Origin of the sequence: Pseudomonas sp. PB120, assembly GCF_009761815.1 — a bacterium.
Lineage (GTDB): Bacteria > Pseudomonadota > Gammaproteobacteria > Pseudomonadales > Pseudomonadaceae > Aquipseudomonas.
Genome location: NZ_RWIN01000020.1, coordinates 37,081 through 54,374, shown reverse-complemented (window position 1 = coordinate 54,374; position 17,294 = coordinate 37,081). Strand labels below are relative to the sequence as shown.

Sequence of the window (17,294 nt, the reverse complement as noted above, 5' to 3'; positions counted from 1 at the left end):
ACTTGAGTATAGCTATCGCGATGACCGACTTTCTGGCGATGCCATGAAGGGCTTCCGGCCGGGCATCGTGCCGACACTGGTGGTTGCACTCTTGCTGCCGCTGCTGGTGTCGCTAGGGTTCTGGCAACTGAGCCGGGGTGCCGAGAAAAGTGCCTTGCTGCACAGCTATGCCGAGCGCCGCGCCGCTGAACCGATGGCCAGCACTGAGTTGCAACACACCCAAGACCCTGCCTTCCGCCGCGTTCGCCTGCACGGCCAGTTCGATGCCGCCCATAGCCTGTTGCTGGACAACCGCCAGCGCGACGGCAAGGTTGGCGTCGAGCTGCTGCAACCGTTCCAGGATCAGGCGACCGGGCTCTGGCTGCTGGTCAATCGCGGCTGGCTGCCATGGCCAGACCGGCGCACCTCGCCGCAATTCACCACACCGACCCAGCCTTTGAGTCTCGATGCCTGGGTCTACGTGTCCCCCGGCGCGACCTTTCAATTGCACGCCGATCCTGCCGCCACGACCTGGCCTGAGTTAGTGACAGCGGTTGAGCCGGCCAAGCTGTGGACGGCGCTGGATCGCGAAGGGTTTGCCTACGAATTACGTGAAGAAGCCGGCCCCGCGTCCTACCAGGCCGACTGGCCGGTGGTGGCCATGGGACCGGAAAAACACATCGCTTATGCCGTGCAGTGGTTCGCCATGGCGATCGCCCTGCTCGGCCTTTTTATCTACCTCGGCTGGCACAACGCAAAGGAGAAACACCATGGGAGCGGCCATGAATCCACCCAGCATGTCTGAGGCGAAGACGCCGGCAAACCGGCGCAAGGGTCGCTTGCAGTTGCTGTTGATTTTGCTTGGGGTGATCGGTCCGATGATCCTCGCCACCGGCATGTACAAATTGCAGTTCTGGGTGCCGGAAGGTCGCAGCTATCACGGTGAACTGATCGGCAACGGCCAGACCCGCGCCGACCTTGGCGTGCAGGCGCAGGAGGACCGTTGGCAGATGCTGGTGACCGCGCCGAAGGATTGCTCGGTGGATTGTCAGCAACTGGTGTACCTGGCTCGGCAAATCCAGATCGGCCTCGGTCGCGATGCGTCTCGCGCCAGCCATGCGTTGGCCGCCGCGCAACCGCTATCAGCGGACTACGAAGCAAAACTGACCCGCGAATACCCGCAATTGCAACGCTATCCCATGGACCTGACGACCTTCAGCAAGACGACCGGCGACAAGACGGTGCCGCAGCTGTGGATCATCGATCCTCACGGCAATCTGGTGCTGCGCTACGACCCGACGGTGAAGGGTAAGGACCTGCTCAACGACCTGCGTCACCTGTTGAAACTGTCGAACATCGGATAAGGGCATCGTCATGGCCAAACCTGGATTTCGCCTCGCGCTGTTTGCCACCTTGCTGGCACTGATTGTGGTGTTGCTCGGCGCCTACACTCGCCTGACTCACGCCGGCCTCGGCTGTCCGGACTGGCCCGGCTGCTATGGCTTTATCAGCGTGCCGAAAAGCGAAGCCCAGCTGGCCCATGCCGAACTGCATTTTCCCGACGCCCCCGTCGAAGCCCACAAAGGCTGGAACGAGATGATCCACCGTTATTTCGCCGGCACGCTGGGGTTGTTGATTTCGGTGCTGGCCGGGCGCGCGTGGGTGAATCGTCGTCATCCCGGGCAACCGCTGAAGCTGCCGCTGTTCATGCTGGCCGTGGTGTTCGCCCAAGCAGCGTTCGGCATGTGGACGGTGACGCTCAAGCTCTGGCCGCAGGTGGTGACCGGACACTTGTTGGGCGGTTTTGCGACCTTGAGCCTGTTGTTTCTGCTGACGCTGCGCCTGTCTGGCGTGCTGCCCGCGCTGACCGTTCCAAAACGTTTGCAATACTGGGCGACGGCCGGGTTGCTGCTGGTGATCCTGCAAATCGCCCTCGGTGGCTGGGTCAGCTCCAACTACGCCGCCGTGGCGTGTATCGATTTCCCGACCTGCCACGGGCAATGGCTGCCAGCGGCTGATTTCGCCAACGGCTTTCACCTGACCCAACACATCGGTCCCAATTACCTCGGCGGGCAACTGGACAGCGATGCCCGCACCGCCATTCACCTGACTCACCGAATCGGTGCGCTGCTGGTGACGCTGGTGTTGCTCGGCCTGGCATGGCAACTGAAAGCGGTCGGCATGACGCGACTGGCCGGGCTGGTGCTCATCGCCCTCGGCGCACAAATCACCCTCGGTATCAGCAACGTGTTGTTCCACTTGCCGCTGCCGGTGGCCGTCGCCCACAACGCCGGCGGCGCGGCACTGCTGTTGACGATGGTGCTGGTCAATTACCACGCCCGGACGAGTCTGGTCCGGGTCAAGCAGCCGACACGCTGGCGTTTCAGCCCGCGTAAACACTCAGCCGGGCCTATAACAATAAAAGGAGAAATGCCATGGCGATTCTGATCGGCGAACGTCCCAGTCAGGCGATCTGGCGCGACTACCTCGAGCTGACCAAACCGAAAGTGGTGGTGCTGATGCTCATCACCTCGCTGGTGGGCATGTTCCTCGCGACCCGCGCGGGGGTGCCGTGGACGGTGCTGGTGTTCGGCAATCTGGGGATCGCCTTGTGTGCTGGCGGCGCGGCGGCGGTCAATCACGTGGTGGACCGGCGCATCGATGCGGTCATGGCTCGAACCCACAAACGGCCCTTGGCCGAAGGTCGGGTTTCACCGGCCGCCGCGCTGACGTTTGCCATGGTGCTGGCACTGCTGGGCCAGGCGCTGCTGCTGGCCTTCACCAACCCGCTGACGGCCTGGCTGACCCTCGCTTCGCTGCTTGGTTACGCGGTGGTCTACACCGGATTCCTGAAACGCGCGACGCCGCAAAACATCGTCATCGGCGGCCTGGCCGGTGCGGCTCCGCCACTGCTCGGTTGGGTCGCGGCCACCGGCCACGTCAGCGCCGAACCACTGCTGCTGGTGCTAATCATCTTCGCCTGGACCCCGCCACACTTCTGGGCACTGGCGATCCACCGTAAAGAGGAATACGCCAAGGCCGACATTCCGATGCTGCCGGTTACCCACGGCGAGCATTACACCAAGGTCCACATCCTGCTTTATACCTTCGCGCTGCTGGCCGTGAGCCTGATGCCCTACGTGATCCACATGAGCGGCATGCTCTACCTGATTTGCGCCCTCGGCCTGGGCGCGAGGTTTCTGCATTGGGCGGTGGTGCTGTACCGTGGCACTCGGCCGCACGCGGCGATCAACACGTTCAAGTACTCTATCTACTACTTGTTCCTGCTGTTTATCGCCCTGCTCGTAGACCACTACTTACTGTTGAACCTATGACTCGAACCCAGAAAACCGTCTTCATCCTCGTTGCCCTGATCGCACTGGTTCTGGGCCTGACCATCAACAAAGTGTTGTCCGGCAAAGGCCAGGGCGACCCGACCGCGTTGATCGACGCCGGGATCATCCTGCTGCCGCAAAGCCGTAACCTGCCGGACGTGACGATGACCGATCAGGACGGCAAGCCGGTGGCCGTCAACGAATTGAAGGACAAGTGGAGTTTGCTGTTCTTCGGCTACACCTTCTGCCCGGACATCTGCCCGACCACCCTCGCCCAACTGCGCCAGATCAAGAGTGAACTGCCGCCGGAGGCTGTGGATAAATTGCAGATCATCCTGGTCAGCGTCGACCCGAATCGCGATACGCCGAAACAGCTCAAACAGTACCTGGGCTATTTTGACCCGCAGTTCCGAGGCCTGACCGCATCCTCGGTGGACGACATTCAGAAGCTGGCGAATGCGGTGAGCATTCCGTTTATTCCGGCGGATACCAGCAAGCCGAATTACACGGTGGATCACAGCGGCAACCTGGCGGTGATCGGGCCGGACGGGACACAGCGCGGGTTTATTCGGGCGCCGTTGAACAACGTAAAGTTGGTGGCGCAGTTGCCGGTGATGCTGAAACGTAAATAAGCACCATCCTCCCTCCCTGTAGGAGCGAGCTTGCTCGCAATGGACGTCAACGATAACGCGTGTCGCCTGAATGAACGTGTTGTCCAGAGTTTTTCGCGAGCAAGCTCGCTCCTACAAGGGGCGGTGTTTCGGGCAAAAAAATGGGGCGCATTCAATGCGCCCCATTTTTGTTTCAGCTTCAGATCAGAACGCCGGCACGACCGCGCCTTTGTACTTCTCGAGGATGAAGGCTTTCACTTCCGGGCTGTGCAGCGCGGCGACCAGTTTCTTCATGTCTTCGCTGTCCTTGTTGTCCGGGCGGGCAACGAGGATGTTCACGTACGGCGAGTCGCTGCCTTCGATGACCAGTGCATCTTTGGCCGGGTCAAGCTTGGCTTCCAGCGCGTAGTTGGTGTTGATCAGCGCCAGGTCGACCTGGGTCAGCACGCGCGGGATGGTCGCGGCTTCCAGTTCGCGGATTTTCAGGTCCTTGGTGTTTTCGGTGATGTCCTTGACGGTCGACAGGATGTTGTTCGAATCCTTCAACTTGATCAGGCCGGCCTTGGCTAGCAGTAACAGTGCACGACCGCCGTTGGTGGCGTCGTTCGGGATCACCACGTTGGCGCCACCTGGCAGCTCGGCCAGGGTTTTGTACTTGCTGGAGTAAGCGCCCAGCGGCTCAAGGTGCACGCCGGCAACGGAAACCAGGTTAGTGCCCTTGGCCTTGTTGAACTCATCGAGGTACGGCTGGTGCTGGAAGAAGTTGGCGTCCAGGCGCTTTTCCGATACCTGCACGTTCGGCTGGATGTAGTCGGTGAAGACTTTGACCTTCAGGTCCACGCCTTCTTTGGCCAGGGCCGGTTTCACGAATTCGAGGATTTCTGCGTGCGGGACCGGGGTGGCCGCGACGGTCAGGGTGTCGGCGTGGGCGGAAAAGGCTGCAACGGCAGCGAACGCGACGAGTAGTTTTTTCATTCAGCTAACTCCTTGTGAATATCCGCCAGCGGCGCCTCTTTGCGGCGCCTGCCAGCGAATGACCTGCTCTAAATTATTTGCGCGAGAAGTGCACGACCAGCTTATCGCCAACGGTTTGCAACACTTGAACCAGGATCAGCAGCAACACCACGGTAACGATCATGACATCGGTCTGGAAACGCTGGTAACCGAAACGGATCGCCAGGTCGCCCAAACCACCGGCGCCCACCACACCAGCCATTGCCGTGTAGGAAACCAGTGTAATCGCTGTCACCGTAATCGCCGCGAAGATGCCCGGGCGGGCTTCCGGCAGCAAGGCGTTGGTGATGATCTGCCGGGTTGTCGCGCCCATGGCCTGGGTCGCTTCGATGATGCCGCGATCCACTTCACGCAGGGCCGTCTCCACCAGTCGCGCGAAGAACGGCGTCGCGCCCACTACCAGCGGTGGAATCGCGCCAGCGACACCGAGGGAAGTGCCGGTGATCAACACCGTGAACGGAATCATCACGATCAGCAAAATGATGAACGGCAGCGAACGCAAAATGTTCACCACCAGCGACAACATTGCATAAACGCCTTTGGCTTCCAGCAACTGGCGCGGGCTGCACAAAAACAACAGCACGCCCAGCGGCAAACCGAGCAGCACGGTGAACAACAGCGAACCGCCGAGCATCAGCATCGTGTCGCCGGTGGCCAGCCAGATTTCGAACCAGTCGATATTGGCGAAGAAACTCGTCAGGGCTTCCATCAGCGCAGCACCTCCATGTGGACGTCCGCTGCGGTGAAGCGGGCGAACGCTGCGTCCATGTCGCCACCGGTGACGGCCAGGGTCAGTTGCCCGTAGGGAATGTCTTTGATGCGATCAATACGACCGGCCAGGATGCTGTAGTCCACACCCGTTTCCCGAGCGACTGTACCCAGCAACGGCGCGTAGGTCGCTTCGCCCTGGAAGGTCAGACGCACGATACGCCCCGGCACGTGAGCAAAGTCGTCACGCTGTTCGCTTTCGTCGATCTGCTCGTCTTCCTGCACGAAACGCTTGGTGGTCGGGTGCTTGGGATGCAGGAACACCTGCGCCACCGAACCTTGCTCGACGATCACACCCGCGTCCATCACCGCCACCTGGTCGCAGACCCGACGGATCACGTCCATCTCGTGGGTGATCAGGACGATGGTCAGCTTCAGCTCGCGATTGATCTCGGCCAGCAGTTGCAGGACCGACGCGGTGGTCTGTGGGTCCAGGGCGCTGGTGGCTTCGTCGCACAGCAGGATTTTTGGCTTGGTCGCCAGGGCGCGGGCGATGCCGACACGCTGCTTCTGGCCACCGGACAACTGCGCCGGGTACTTTTTGGCGTGATCGGACAGGCCGACCCGCGCCAGCAGTTCCGCTACCCGCAGGTCGATTTCACTGGCAGACAATTCACCGGCCAGGGTCAACGGCAGCGCAACGTTGTCAGCCACAGTCTTGGAGGCCAGCAGGTTGAAGTGCTGGAAGATCATCCCGACCTGCTGACGGAAGCGTCGCAAGCTGTTGGCGTCGAGCGCGGTGACTTCCTCGCCGTCGACAAAGATCTTGCCGCCGCTGGAGTTCTCCAGGCGATTGATCAGACGCAGCAGGGTACTTTTTCCCGCACCGGAATGGCCGATCAGGCCGAAGACCTGACCGTTCTCAATCGTCAGACTGGTCGGGTGCAGGGCGGGAATGTCTTTACCGGCGACGCGGTAAGTTTTATGGACGTTTTGAAACTCGATCACGTAGCGAACCTTGTGGGGCGCGTTAGAAAGGGATCAGCGGTTAGCCGGGCGCGCATTTTAGCCTGTCCGTATAGAGGTTATTAGCATTTATTCCGCATTCAACCTTCGATTTGGCAATAACGCGATCAAAGGTAAGAAAAAAGGAACGGCTAAAAGTGTCATCAGTCACTAATTAGGCAACTCGATAACGTCCCAGGTGCCGTGCCAGGGACATTTCCAAGCGTCCTGGTTACCACGGGAATCGCAACGAGGAGTTTAGACTGATGAGCACCAAGAAGCCTGCCGCCCCTAAAAGCGCACTGGCCGGGACCGATAACCTGGACCGCAACAACACGAATACCAAGCTCGATAGCCTGGAAAAATTCCGCTCCGACGCCACCGAACAGGCCTTGCGCACCAATCAGGGCGTGAAGGTGTCGGACAACCAGAACACCTTGAAGGCCGGTGCCCGAGGGCCCTCGCTGCTGGAAGACTTCATCATGCGTGAAAAGATCACGCACTTTGACCATGAGCGAATTCCGGAGCGCATCGTGCACGCGCGCGGCACCGGCGCCCATGGTTACTTCCAGACTTATGAGAACCACTCTGTCCTGACAAAAGCCGGCTTCCTACAGGACCCGGGCAAGAAAACCCCGGTCTTTACGCGTTTTTCAACGGTGCAAGGCCCTCGCGGGTCAGGCGATACGGTGCGGGACGTACGAGGTTTCGCCGTGAAATTTTTCACCGACGAAGGCAACTTCGATCTGGTGGGCAACAACATGCCGGTGTTTTTCATTCAGGACGCGATCAAGTTTCCTGACTTCGTGCATGCGGTGAAACCCGAGCCCCACAACGAGATGCCTACCGGAGGCTCGGCGCACGACACCTTTTGGGATTTTGTCTCGCTGGTGCCGGAATCGGCGCACATGGTGATCTGGGCCATGTCCGACCGGGCGATCCCGAAAAGCCTGCGCAGCATGCAGGGCTTTGGCGTACATACCTTCCGGCTGATTAACGCCGAAGGTAAATCGCGCTTCGTCAAATTCCACTGGCGCCCCACCGCCGGCACCTGTTCGCTGGTCTGGGATGAAGCGCAAAAGCTCGCCGGTAAAGACGCTGACTTCCACCGACGCGATCTCTGGGAAGCCATCGAGATGGGCGACTATCCCGAGTGGGAACTGGGCGTTCAAGTCATCGAAGAGGAAAACGAGCACTCGTTTGACTTCGACATCCTCGACCCGACCAAACTGATTCCCGAAGAGCTGGTGCCGATTACGCCGCTGGGCAAAATGGTGCTCAACCGCAACCCGGACAACTTCTTCGCCGAAACCGAGCAGGTCGCTTTCTGCCCGGGGCATATCGTGCCGGGGATCGATTTTTCCAACGACCCGCTGCTGCAAGGCCGTTTGTTTTCCTACACCGATACGCAAATCAGCCGACTCGGTGGGCCGAACTTTCACGAGATCCCGATCAACCGTCCGGTGGCGCCGTTCCACAATGGCCAGCGGGATGCATTGCATCGCACCACCATCGACAAGGGTCGAGCATCTTACGAGCCAAACTCCATCGACGGTGGCTGGCCGAAGGAAACAGCGCCGGCGGCTCAGGATGGTGGCTTCGAGAGTTATCCGGAGCGCATTGACGCCAACAAGATTCGCCAGCGCAGCGAGTCGTTCAGCGATCACTTCTCCCAGGCGCGCCTGTTTTTCCACAGCATGAGCAAGCACGAGCAGGAGCACATCATCGCGGCCTATAGCTTTGAGCTGGGCAAGGTTGAACGGGACTTCATCCGCGCGCGCGAAGTGAATGAAATCCTCGCCAACATCGACCTGGAACTGGCCAAGCGTGTGGCCGCCAACCTCGGTTTGCCAGCGCCGAAAGCCGGGACTGTCGAGGTGCGGAAAACGTCCTTGGACCGCTCGCCAGCCCTGAGCCAGGCGAACTTGCTGCCCGGCGACATCAAAACCCGCAAGGTGGCGATTCTGGCAGCTAATGGTGTCGACGGCGCAGCAATTGATGCGATGAAGAAGGCATTGCAAGCGGAGGGTGCCCACGCCAAATTGCTGGGGCCGACGTCGGCGCCCGTGACAACGGCGGACGGCAAAACGCTGCCCGTGGATGCGTCGATGGAAGGCCTGCCTTCAGTCGCGTTCGACGCTGTGTTCGTGCCTGGTGGCGCGGCATCGATCAAGGCGTTGAGCGGTGATGGCGTGGCGTTGCATTACCTGCTGGAGGCGTACAAGCATTTGAAGGCGATTGCATTGCAGGGCGAGGCGAAGCAGTTGTTGGATGTGTTGAAGCTGGAGGCTGATGCGGGGTTGATCGTGGGGGCGGATGCGAAGGTGAGCAAAGCGTTTATTGCGGCGATCGGGCAGCATCGGGTTTGGGATCGGGAGCCGAAGGCCAAGGCGATTCCCGCTTAAGGATTTGTATCAATAGGTAGGACGCTATCGCGAGCAGGCTCGCTCCCACATTTGATCTCGGTCGATCACAGAATCTGTGTTCACTGGAGAGCCAATGTGGGAGCGAGCCTGCTCGCGATGCTTTTACGGTTTACGCGGACTCAACACCATCTGCGCCGGAATGTTGCGCAAGATCTGCTTTTCCAGTTTCAGGTCGAAATCCGAATCGAGTTTCTTCACCCGCTTGGTCAGCAATGTCGCCAACCAAGGGTAATCCTGGGTACGCGGCGCCTGAATGCTCACGTCACACTGATAATTCACCACATCGGCAGCGATCGCATCCAGCTGCCGGCGAAGTTTGCCCATATCGGTGAGGTTCAATGCCACGGTGGTGCTTTCAGCCGTCGGATCAATCACCTTCGCCTGTGGCTTGGCTTCAGCCGCCATCAAGGCCGCTTCGGCTTTATCCAGTTCAGCCTTGCGCGCATTGACGATGGCGTTGTTGACCCCACCCGTGAGCGCCGGCGCCTTGGGCATCAACGCACGGGCGCGGCTCAAGGCCGTTGCGGCGGCATTCACATCACCTTTCTGCAGCACGATCTGGCTGCGCAGCAGATAGGCTTCGGCCAATTGCCGCTGATATTGCAAAAGCGATTGATCGTTCGGCGACTCGGCTTGCAAGGCAGCCAATTGATCTTCCGCGGTGGCCAGCTCGTTGCTGGCCAGGCTTTGTTCCAGTTGCGTGATAGCCGCGGCCCGCGCATTGGAAGCCTCTCTGGCCGCCGGCGGCGTGCTTTGGCATGCGCCCAGTAGCAGCGAAAATGCGACAAGGAGCAGATAACGGGAGGCGAACAGCTTCATTCCTGCGACTCTCTATTTGCGCAAAAAACGAGCAAGTCTACACCCCTCGACGGGGCAGGACAAAACTCAGCAAAAACAGTGCGGCGGCCGTCACAACAATCGATGGGCCTGCCGGGGTGTCCTTGAACCAGGACAGCGCCAGTCCGCCACACACCGCGAGCATACCCAGCAGGCTTGCGCCCAGTGCCATCTGCTCCGGCGAACGGGCGTGACGTTGTGCCGCAGCCGCCGGAATGATCAACAACGAAGTAATCAGCAACACGCCGACGATTTTCATCGCCACAGCGATCACGATGGCAATCAGCAACATCAAGGTCAGGCGCAACGCCGGCACGGGCAAACCTTCTACCCTGGCCAGTTCTTCATGCACCGTGATCGCCAGCAATGGCCGCCACAACGTGACCAGCAAGGCCAGAACCGCCGCGCTGCCACCCAGTATCCAGGCCAGATCGGTCGGACTGATCGCCAGCAAATCGCCGAACAGGTACGCCATCAGGTCGATCCGCACTTCGTGCATGAAGCTTAGTACGACCAGGCCCAAAGAGAGCGTGCTCGGTGCGAGAATTCCCAAAAGCGTGTCGGACGCCAGCGGTTGACGCTGTTGCAAGGTCACCAGCAACACCGCCAGAAGCAAACAGCCTACGGTGACGGCCACGGTCGGGCTGACATCCAGCAAAAAGCCCAACGCCACGCCGAGCAAGGCCGCGTGTGACAGCGTGTCGCCAAAATACGCCATGCGCCGCCAGACGACGAAAGACCCCAATGGGCCCGCAACCAGCGCCAGGGCCAGGCCTGCAAGCAGGGCGTAAAGCAGAAAATCAGCCATGCTTGCAGCTATCTCCATGAACGTGAGGTTGGCCCGTCGGGGCCGCGGTGACCACCGAGCCATGCAGGTCATGGGCGTGATCATGATGGTGGTGATAAATCGCCAGGCTCTGTGCGTTCTTGCCAAACAGCTCAACGAAAGCCGGATCACCGCTGACTTGTTCCGGATGCCCGGAACAGCACACATGCCGATTCAGGCAAACGACCTGGTCGGTGGTGCTCATCACCAGGTGCAGGTCGTGGGAAACCATTAGCACGCCGCAACCGTGACGGTCGCGCAACCGCGTGATCAGGCTGTACAACTCGGCCTGACCCGCGACATCGACGCCTTGTACCGGCTCATCCAGTACCAGCAACTCCGGCTCGCGCAGCAATGCCCGGGCCAGCAGCACCCGCTGCATTTCACCGCCCGACACACTTTGCACCGGGCTGTCGATCACTTGCTCGGCCCCGACTTCCTTGAGTGCCGCCAAGGCGCGAGCACGGTCCACGCCGGGTACCAGGCGCAGGAAGCGCAGCACTGACAACGGCAGGGTCGGATCGACGTGAAGTTTTTGCGGCATGTAACCGACCCGCAGTTTCGGCTTGCGCCAGACGCTGCCGCTGTCCGGTTTCAACAGACCGAGCACGGCGCGCACCAGCGTGGTCTTGCCGGCACCGTTGGGGCCGATCAGAGTAACGATCTGCCCGGGCTCGACACTCAGCTCGATGTTATCCAGCACGTTTTGCCCGGCAAAGGTGACGGCAACCTGCTCAAGGCGGATCAGCGCATTACTCATCAAGCCCCCTGGCAACCCGAACAGAGACCGACCACTTCAACGGTCTGGCCCTCGACGATAAAGCCGACATCCTTGGCGCTGCCGACGATCGCGTCGCTGATGGATTTTTGTTCGAGCTCGATGGCTGCGTGGCATTCGCGGCAGATCAGGAACTGGCCCTGATGCGCGTGCCCTGGGTGATTGCAACCAACGAAGGCGTTGAGTGAGGAGATACGGTGCACGAAGCCGTTTTCCAACAGGAAATCCAGCGCCCGGTACACGGTCGGCGGCGCGGCGCGGCGGCCATCCTGTTCGCTGAGCACCGCCAGGATGTCGTAGGCCCCCAGCGGTTTGTGGCTCTGCCAGACCAATTCCAGCACCCGTCGGCGCAAGGCTGTCAGGCGCAAACCTTGACCGGCGCACAAGGCATCGGCCTCAGTCAAAGCGCTATGGACGCAATGAGAGTGGTCGTGGGGGCGGCTGGCAATCGGTGTTTTAGGCATGAGCGGCGACGAGTTTTGTGAGAGACGTTATTATGTTACCCGTTCTCGCCTCTTCGAGTGGTCATCGTGTCCCGACTTTTTTCTATTTTTATCGCATTTTTCACTGGTTTCCTGCTGATTGGCTCGGCGCAAGCCGAGGTCAAAGTCCTTACCAGCATCAAGCCGCTACAGTTGATTGCCGCTGCGGTGCAGGACGGCGTCGCGATTCCGGAAGTGTTGCTGCCGCCGGGTGCATCGCCGCATAACTATGCCTTGCGCCCATCCGACGTACGGAAGGTGCAGTCTGTGGATCTGGTCTACTGGATTGGCCCTGACATGGAAGGTTTCCTGCCTCGCGTGCTGAATGGTCGTACGCTGCCCAGCGTCGCCGTACAGGATTTGCCAGGCCTGAAATTGCGGCGTTTTGCCGAAGACAGCCACTCCCACGCAGAAGAAGCTGACGAGCATGACCACGATCACCGTCCCGGCAGCCTGGACGCGCATTTGTGGCTGTCGCCGGTCAACGCTCGGGTGATTGCCGAGAAAATGGCCGCCGACCTGAGCGCGGCCGATCCAGAGAATGCCGCGCGGTATCAAAGCAACCTGAAAGCATTCGATCAGCGTCTCGACGCGCTGGACCTGCGTTTGAAGGCCCGTCTGGCTGGCATTGCAGGCAAGCCGTACTTTGTTTTCCATGAAGCCTTCGACTATTTCGAAGATGCCTACGGCCTCAAGCACACCGGCGTGTTCAGTGTCGCTGCAGAAGTCCAGCCTGGTGCCCAGCACGTAGCGGCGATGCGAGCCCGCTTGCAGGAAGTCGGCAAGACTTGCGTCTTCAGCGAACCGCCGCTGCGGCCGCGCCTGGCAGAAACGTTAGTGGCGGGTTTGCCGGTGAAACTGGCCGAGCTGGATGCGCTGGGCGGGTACACGCCGGCGACTGCTCAGGGGTACGAGCAGGTACTGGAGAAGTTGGGGAATGATTTGGCCGGGTGTCTGGAGTCGCTCTAATTACCCTGTGGCGAGGGAGCTTGCTCCCGCTGGACTGCGCAGCAGTCCCCACTCTTTTTAGGCAGAGAGTGGGGCCGCTTCGCGACCCAACGGGAGCAAGCTCCCTCGCCACAATTCAGAGGGCAAACGGTAACGGTGTGTTGATCTTCTGCCGCTGCGCCAAGCGCAACTGAAACTCCATCGGATCGTGAATCAACACATCCTGCCCCGCGAACGATTCCGCCGCGATCAACCGCGACAGCCAGAAACGCACGCACGCTACCCGCAGCATCGTCGGCCACAACTCAGCCTCGGCCGCCGTGAACGGTCGTAGCGCCGCATAAGCCCCGAGCAATGCCCGCGCCCGGGGCCCATCGATCAGCCCCTCCTCGTCCGAGCACCAATCGTTCAAGGCAATCGCCACGTCGTAGAGCATCGGCCCCGAGCAGGCGTTGTAGAAGTCGATCAACCCGGTCAGGTGCGTGCCTTCGAACATCGCGTTATCGCGGAACAGATCGGCGTGGATGTTGGCACGCGGCAACGCCAGAATTTTCGTCTTCTGCTGTGTGATTTCGTCCAGGGCCCGCTTGAGCAGATCGCTTTGCTCGGCATTCAGGTGCGACAGAAACTGCGTGCCCTCTTCCAGCATCCAGTCCAGGCCGCGATCGGTTTTGCGCTTGATCATGTTGGCCTGGGTCGCCAGGTGCAGATGACCGAGCAGTTCGCCCACCTGGGCGCAATGCTGCGCGTTGGCTTCCTTGATGTGTTTGCCCGCCAGGCGTGGCTGCAACAGTGCCGGCTTGCCCGCCAGTTCGCGCAAGGCGACGCCATCGGTGGTGCGCAGCGCATAGGGTACTGGCAGATCGGCTTCATGCAGGACGTCGAGCAGTTCGATGAAGAAAGGCATTTCCTGCACCGGACCGCGCTCGACCAGGGTCAGGACAAATTCGCCCTGTTCCAGGCTGATAAAGAAATTGGTGTTTTCGCTACCGGCGGCAATTCCCTGGAAATCAAGCAGGCGGCCGAGCCCGTAAGGGGCGAGAAAGGTTTCCAGCTCGGGCCGAGCCAGCGGGGTGAACACAGACATGTTTTAACTGCCAGTACGGGCGCTGCTGCTGAGCCAGCGCCGATTTAAATTAAGAAACTACTTCCACTCAAATATTTTCCACGACGGAATCAGCATATCCGGCTGATCCGAGCGGATGAAGTTTGCATCGGTACCGTCCGCCCGCACCAGAAAATACGGGGGTGCGCCTTTTGGCGTGACCTTGATCGCATACAGGAACCCGTTTTGGCGGTACTCCTGAATGACCTTGTCGCCCTCCGTGCGGATCGTGACTTCCGGCTCGGGCGTCGGTGCATCGTCCGCCGCCATGACGGCCAGTGGAGTGATTGCAAACATGCCAGCCAGCAACAGGCGATTTAGTGTGCGCATGATAACCTTGTCCCTTTGTCGTCAACGGTCCCGCTATTCTAGCGCCGGACCCGCCGAAAAGGTTGATCCTGCTCATGAGCCAAGCCCCCCTCGTCCTGGTGGACGGTTCTTCTTATCTGTACCGCGCCTTTCACGCCCTGCCACCGCTGACCACTTCCAAAGGTCTGCCGACGGGTGCGGTCAAGGGCGTGCTGAACATGCTCAAGAGTCTGCGCAAGCAGTACCCGGACAGTCCGTTCGCCGTGGTGTTCGACGCCAAGGGTGGGACTTTTCGCGATGACATGTACGCCGAATACAAGGCCAACCGTCCGAGCATGCCCGACGACATGCGCGTGCAAATCGAGCCGCTGCACCAGAGCGTAAAAGCCCTGGGCTTCCCTCTGCTGTGCGTCGAAGGTGTCGAAGCCGACGACGTGATCGGTACCTTGGCCCGCAGCAGCGCCGCCGCAGATCGCCCGGTTATCATTTCCACCGGCGACAAGGACATGGCGCAGTTGGTCGACGGCCACATTACCTTGGTCAACACCATGACCGGTAGCAGCATGGACGTGGAGGGCGTGAAGGAGAAATTCGGTGTCGCTCCCGAGCAGATCATCGATTATCTGGCGCTGATGGGCGATTCGTCCGACAACATTCCGGGCGTTCCGGGCATCGGCCCGAAGACAGCGTCCGGCCTGCTGGTGGGCGTAAACGGCGGTTTGAAAGAGCTTTACGCGCAGCTCGACATCGTCCCGACCCTGCCGATTCGCGGCGCAAAAACCTTGCCGGCCAAGCTCGAAGAGCACAAGGAGATGGCCTTCCTCTCCTATCAGTTGGCGACCATCAAGATCGATGTGCCACTGGACATCGGCCTCGATGACCTGCAAATGGGCAAGCCCGATCACGACAAGCTGGCCGAGCTCTACACACTGCTCGAGTTCAAGAGCTGGTTCGACGAGAATCAGCGCGATGCCAAGCGCTCGGGTCAGGAAGTGGCGGCACCGGTGGCCGAAGAAGCTGTCGTCGACACCGAACTCAAATACACGACCATCCTCACCCAGCCCGATTTCGACCTGTGGCTGAAGAAGCTCAACGACGCCAAGCTCATCGCCTTCGATACCGAGACCACTGGCATCGATGCGCAGCAGGCGCAACTGGTCGGCTTGTCGTTCGCTGTACAAGCCAACGAAGCGGCCTACATCCCGCTGACCCATTCCTACATGGGCGTGCCGGATCAACTGGATCGCGACACGGTGTTGCGCGCGCTGAAACCGATTCTGGAAGACCCGAACAAACTCAAAGTCGGCCAGCACGCCAAGTTCGACATGAACATTTTGGCTAACTGCGCCATCGGCGGTGATCAGAGCTGCGGTATCACGGTGCAAGGCATCGCCTTCGACACCATGCTCGAGTCCTACGTGCTGGATTCCACCGCGACTCGCCACGACATGGACAGCCTGGCGCTCAAGTACCTGAATCACACCACTACCAGCTTCCAGGACATCGCCGGCAAGGGCGCCAAGCAGTTGACCTTCGATCAGATCTCGCTGGAGCTGGCCGGGCCTTATGCCGCCGAAGATGCCGACGTGACGCTGCGCCTGCATCAAACCTTGCAGGAAAAGCTCAACGCCATTCCAAGCCTGAGCCGGGTATTGAGCGAAATCGAAATGCCGCTGGTGCCGGTGCTGGCGCGGATCGAGCGCCAGGGCGCGCTGGTAGACGCCAACCTCCTGGGCATCCAGAGCGTTGAGCTGGGCGAAAAAATGGTCGCCCTCGAGCGTGAGGCGTTTGCCATCGCCGGGGAAGAGTTCAACTTGGGTTCGCCGAAGCAATTGGGTGTGATCCTGTACGAAAAACTCGGTTTGCCGATTCTCAGCAAAACCGCCAAGGGCCAGGCTTCGACCGCCGAAGCCGTGCTGGCGGAGCTGGCCGAACAGGATTTCCCGCTTCCCAAAGTGCTGATGCAGTACCGCTCGATGAGCAAGCTCAAGAGCACATACACCGACCGCTTGCCGGAGCAGATCAACCCGCGCACGGGGCGGATCCATACGTCCTACCATCAGGCTGTCGCGGCGACCGGGCGTTTGTCCTCCAGCGATCCAAACCTGCAGAACATTCCTATCCGCACCGCCGAAGGCCGTCGGATTCGTCAGGCGTTCGTTGCACCCAAAGGCTACAAGCTGTTGGCTGCGGACTACTCGCAGATCGAACTGCGGATCATGGCGCACCTGGCCAAGGACGAAGGCCTGCTGCACGCCTTCCGCAATGACCTGGACGTGCACAAAGCCACGGCCGCTGAAGTCTTCGGGGTTGAACTGGCGCAGGTCACCACTGACCAGCGGCGCAGCGCCAAGGCGATCAACTTCGGTTTGATCTACGGTATGAGCGCGTTTGGCCTGGCCAAACAGATTGGCGTTGATCGCAAGCAATCCCAGGCTTACATCGACCGTTATTTCGCCCGTTATCCTGGCGTGTTGGCGTACATGGAGCGCACCCGTGCGCAGGCTGCCGAGCAGGGTTTCGTCGAAACCATTTTTGGTCGTCGCCTGTACCTGCCGGAAATTAACGCGAAAAACCCGGCCTTGCGCAAAGGCGCTGAACGCACCGCGATCAACGCCCCGATGCAAGGCACCGCGGCAGACATCATCAAGAAAGCCATGGTGGCTGTGGACAACTGGCTGACCGCTTCTGGCCTGGATGCCAAAGTTATCCTGCAAGTGCACGATGAACTGGTGCTTGAGGTGCGCGAAGACCTGGTCGATCAGGTGCGGGAAGAAATTCGGGTGCACATGAGCGACGCCGTGAAACTGGACGTGCCGCTGCTGGTCGAAGTGGGAGTAGGCAATAACTGGGACGAGGCTCACTGAGCCGCCTGAAAGGACGCTTGCGCTGCGGCACAATGCCGCGGCGCTAACCGTTGAAGAGTGCTTA

General features: G+C 60.2%; 17 protein-coding genes. 8 read left to right on the top strand and 9 right to left on the bottom strand.

From position 1 onward, the window contains the following. Window positions 1-43: 43 nt before the first annotated feature. From EJA72_RS03030 to EJA72_RS03010, 5 genes are read left to right on the top strand one after another with little or no spacing between them, the layout of a single operon-like run. Window positions 44-784 (top strand): SURF1 family protein, encoded by a 741-nt coding sequence (locus EJA72_RS03030; RefSeq protein WP_157710060.1) that lies wholly within the window; start codon window positions 44-46, stop codon window positions 782-784. Continuing rightward, a complete protein-coding gene (locus EJA72_RS03025) occupies window positions 750-1,343 on the top strand; it encodes a hypothetical protein (RefSeq protein WP_157710059.1) in 594 nt (197 codons plus the stop codon). The genes EJA72_RS03030 and EJA72_RS03025 overlap by 35 nt, the downstream gene beginning before the upstream one ends. 10 nt (window positions 1,344-1,353) lie before the next feature. Next, on the top strand, window positions 1,354-2,427 hold the full coding sequence (locus tag EJA72_RS03020; RefSeq protein WP_157710058.1) for a heme A synthase: 1,074 nt from the start codon (window positions 1,354-1,356) through the stop codon (window positions 2,425-2,427). Next, window positions 2,415-3,314 (top strand): heme o synthase, encoded by a 900-nt coding sequence (gene cyoE / locus EJA72_RS03015; RefSeq protein ID WP_157710057.1) that lies wholly within the window; start codon window positions 2,415-2,417, stop codon window positions 3,312-3,314. The genes EJA72_RS03020 and cyoE overlap by 13 nt, the downstream gene beginning before the upstream one ends. Next, the gene (locus EJA72_RS03010) at window positions 3,311-3,946 is read left to right on the top strand and encodes an SCO family protein (RefSeq protein ID WP_157710056.1); all 636 of its coding nucleotides are present in this window, start codon (window positions 3,311-3,313) and stop codon (window positions 3,944-3,946) included. Before cyoE ends, EJA72_RS03010 begins: the two co-directional genes overlap by 4 nt. A 183-nt stretch (window positions 3,947-4,129) precedes the next feature. Here the strand turns inward: EJA72_RS03010 and EJA72_RS03005 are convergent, their stop codons facing one another. The 3 genes from EJA72_RS03005 to EJA72_RS02995 all read right to left on the bottom strand — a co-directional run bounded on the left by EJA72_RS03005 (window position 4,130) and on the right by EJA72_RS02995 (window position 6,655). Then, a complete protein-coding gene (locus EJA72_RS03005; RefSeq protein WP_157710055.1) occupies window positions 4,130-4,900 on the bottom strand; it encodes a MetQ/NlpA family ABC transporter substrate-binding protein in 771 nt (256 codons plus the stop codon). Window positions 4,901-4,973: 73 nt separating this feature from the next. Then, window positions 4,974-5,648: a methionine ABC transporter permease gene (locus EJA72_RS03000; RefSeq protein ID WP_157710054.1), complete on the bottom strand. Its 675-nt coding sequence runs from the start codon at window positions 5,646-5,648 to the stop codon at window positions 4,974-4,976. Continuing rightward, window positions 5,648-6,655 carry a methionine ABC transporter ATP-binding protein gene (locus tag EJA72_RS02995; protein ID WP_178129004.1) on the bottom strand — a complete coding sequence of 336 codons (1,008 nt, stop codon included), beginning with the start codon at window positions 6,653-6,655 and terminating at the stop codon, window positions 5,648-5,650. Before EJA72_RS02995 ends, EJA72_RS03000 begins: the two co-directional genes overlap by 1 nt. A 212-nt stretch (window positions 6,656-6,867) precedes the next feature. Here EJA72_RS02995 and katE point away from each other — a divergent pair, with 212 nt between their 5' ends. After that, window positions 6,868-9,057, top strand: a complete 2,190-nt coding sequence (katE, locus tag EJA72_RS02990; protein WP_372240668.1) for a catalase HPII — start codon at window positions 6,868-6,870, stop codon at window positions 9,055-9,057. Between the two features lie 123 nt (window positions 9,058-9,180). On the opposite strand, the gene EJA72_RS02985 is transcribed toward katE, so the two are convergent. From EJA72_RS02985 to zur, 4 genes are read right to left on the bottom strand one after another with little or no spacing between them, the layout of a single operon-like run. Further along, window positions 9,181-9,897, bottom strand: a complete 717-nt coding sequence (locus tag EJA72_RS02985; RefSeq protein ID WP_157710052.1) for a PA5502 family lipoprotein — start codon at window positions 9,895-9,897, stop codon at window positions 9,181-9,183. A gap of 37 nt (window positions 9,898-9,934) precedes the next feature. Continuing rightward, a complete protein-coding gene (znuB, locus tag EJA72_RS02980) occupies window positions 9,935-10,723 on the bottom strand; it encodes a zinc ABC transporter permease subunit ZnuB (protein ID WP_157710051.1) in 789 nt (262 codons plus the stop codon). Then, a complete protein-coding gene (gene znuC, locus EJA72_RS02975; protein WP_157710050.1) occupies window positions 10,716-11,501 on the bottom strand; it encodes a zinc ABC transporter ATP-binding protein ZnuC in 786 nt (261 codons plus the stop codon). Before znuC ends, znuB begins: the two co-directional genes overlap by 8 nt. Further along, entirely contained in the window at window positions 11,501-11,983 is a 483-nt protein-coding gene (gene zur, locus EJA72_RS02970; RefSeq protein WP_157710049.1) for a zinc uptake transcriptional repressor Zur, read from the bottom strand. Before zur ends, znuC begins: the two co-directional genes overlap by 1 nt. 66 nt (window positions 11,984-12,049) lie before the next feature. Between zur and EJA72_RS02965 the strand changes: the two genes are divergently transcribed. Then, entirely contained in the window at window positions 12,050-12,970 is a 921-nt protein-coding gene (locus EJA72_RS02965; RefSeq protein WP_178129002.1) for a metal ABC transporter solute-binding protein, Zn/Mn family, read from the top strand. Window positions 12,971-13,085: 115 nt separating this feature from the next. On the opposite strand, the gene EJA72_RS02960 is transcribed toward EJA72_RS02965, so the two are convergent. Further along, window positions 13,086-14,036: a homoserine kinase gene (locus EJA72_RS02960; protein WP_157710048.1), complete on the bottom strand. Its 951-nt coding sequence runs from the start codon at window positions 14,034-14,036 to the stop codon at window positions 13,086-13,088. Between the two features lie 57 nt (window positions 14,037-14,093). After that, the gene (locus tag EJA72_RS02955; RefSeq protein WP_157710047.1) at window positions 14,094-14,384 is read right to left on the bottom strand and encodes a DUF2782 domain-containing protein; all 291 of its coding nucleotides are present in this window, start codon (window positions 14,382-14,384) and stop codon (window positions 14,094-14,096) included. A 74-nt stretch (window positions 14,385-14,458) separates the two neighbouring features. On the opposite strand from EJA72_RS02955, the gene polA reads away from it, so the two are divergent. Continuing rightward, a complete protein-coding gene (gene polA / locus EJA72_RS02950) occupies window positions 14,459-17,230 on the top strand; it encodes a DNA polymerase I (protein WP_157710046.1) in 2,772 nt (923 codons plus the stop codon). Window positions 17,231-17,294: the final 64 nt, after the last annotated feature.

Excerpts from the sequence above, each read along its gene's own strand:
- EJA72_RS03030 (WP_157710060.1), top strand. The coding sequence starts at position 44 with ATGAAGGGCTTCCGGCCGGGCATCGTGCCGACACTGGTGGTTGCACTC.
- EJA72_RS03025 (WP_157710059.1), top strand. The coding sequence starts at position 750 with ATGGGAGCGGCCATGAATCCACCCAGCATGTCTGAGGCGAAGACGCCG.
- EJA72_RS03020 (WP_157710058.1), top strand. The coding sequence starts at position 1,354 with ATGGCCAAACCTGGATTTCGCCTCGCGCTGTTTGCCACCTTGCTGGCA.
- cyoE (WP_157710057.1), top strand. The coding sequence starts at position 2,415 with ATGGCGATTCTGATCGGCGAACGTCCCAGTCAGGCGATCTGGCGCGAC.
- EJA72_RS03010 (WP_157710056.1), top strand. The coding sequence starts at position 3,311 with ATGACTCGAACCCAGAAAACCGTCTTCATCCTCGTTGCCCTGATCGCA.
- EJA72_RS03005 (WP_157710055.1), bottom strand. The coding sequence starts at position 4,900 with ATGAAAAAACTACTCGTCGCGTTCGCTGCCGTTGCAGCCTTTTCCGCC.
- EJA72_RS03000 (WP_157710054.1), bottom strand. The coding sequence starts at position 5,648 with ATGGAAGCCCTGACGAGTTTCTTCGCCAATATCGACTGGTTCGAAATC.
- EJA72_RS02985 (WP_157710052.1), bottom strand. The coding sequence starts at position 9,897 with ATGAAGCTGTTCGCCTCCCGTTATCTGCTCCTTGTCGCATTTTCGCTG.
- znuB (WP_157710051.1), bottom strand. The coding sequence starts at position 10,723 with ATGGCTGATTTTCTGCTTTACGCCCTGCTTGCAGGCCTGGCCCTGGCG.
- znuC (WP_157710050.1), bottom strand. The coding sequence starts at position 11,501 with ATGAGTAATGCGCTGATCCGCCTTGAGCAGGTTGCCGTCACCTTTGCC.
- zur (WP_157710049.1), bottom strand. The coding sequence starts at position 11,983 with ATGCCTAAAACACCGATTGCCAGCCGCCCCCACGACCACTCTCATTGC.
- EJA72_RS02960 (WP_157710048.1), bottom strand. The coding sequence starts at position 14,036 with ATGTCTGTGTTCACCCCGCTGGCTCGGCCCGAGCTGGAAACCTTTCTC.
- EJA72_RS02955 (WP_157710047.1), bottom strand. The coding sequence starts at position 14,384 with ATGCGCACACTAAATCGCCTGTTGCTGGCTGGCATGTTTGCAATCACT.
- polA (WP_157710046.1), top strand. The coding sequence starts at position 14,459 with ATGAGCCAAGCCCCCCTCGTCCTGGTGGACGGTTCTTCTTATCTGTAC.